This window comes from Bradyrhizobium mercantei (assembly GCF_001982635.1).
GTDB classification, from domain to species: domain Bacteria; phylum Pseudomonadota; class Alphaproteobacteria; order Rhizobiales; family Xanthobacteraceae; genus Bradyrhizobium; species Bradyrhizobium mercantei.
In genome coordinates this window covers 1-788 of sequence record NZ_MKFI01000056.1, presented here as the reverse complement: position 1 = coordinate 788, position 788 = coordinate 1, and the positions used below count along the sequence as shown (strand labels likewise).

Genomic DNA, 788 nt, shown 5'->3' with positions numbered 1-788 from the left:
GTCGTAGGCAAGGCAGCGAAGTGAATCAAACGAAGCTGACTTGACAAACGATAAAAACTTCTTCATAATCTCGTTTCTCTGCTGCTGACACAGCGATCGACGCGAAAGCGAAATCGCCGAAGAAAGCAGAAGATGCAGTAAGTAGTACAGAATTTAGCAGTACCGCTCTTTAACAATTAAACAACCGATAAGTGTGGGCGCTTGATGCGAGTGCAGAGTGACTTCGGTCACAAGCACAATGAAATCAAGTGCTCACTAGAAGTGAAGTACCTTAGACGTCAAGTTTAAGAACATACCTCACTTCCTTTGAGTAGCGACGTATGACTCGGTTCTTCGGAACTAAGAAATACGAAACAAATACAGAGATTAAACTGAAGAGTTTGATCCTGGCTCAGATTGAACGCTAGCGGGATGCCTTACACATGCAAGTCGAACGGCAGCACGGACTTCGGTCTGGTGGCGAGTGGCGAACGGGTGAGTAATGTATCGGAACGTGCCCAGTAGCGGGGGATAACTACGCGAAAGCGTAGCTAATACCGCATACGCCCTACGGGGGAAAGCAGGGGATCGCAAGACCTTGCACTATTGGAGCGGCCGATATCGGATTAGCTAGTTGGTGGGGTAACGGCTCACCAAGGCGACGATCCGTAGCTGGTTTGAGAGGACGACCAGCCACACTGGGACTGAGACACGGCCCAGACTCCTACGGGAGGCAGCAGTGGGGAATTTTGGACAATGGGGGAAACCCTGATCCAGCCATCCCGCGTGTGCGATGAAGGCCTTCGGGT

At 50.8% G+C, this 788-nt stretch carries 1 rRNA gene; it reads left to right on the top strand.

Annotated elements, in window-relative coordinates:
- Positions 1-368: 368 nt before the first annotated feature.
- Positions 369-788: ribosomal RNA gene (locus BI327_RS40890) — 16S ribosomal RNA — on the top strand; the annotation flags it as partial.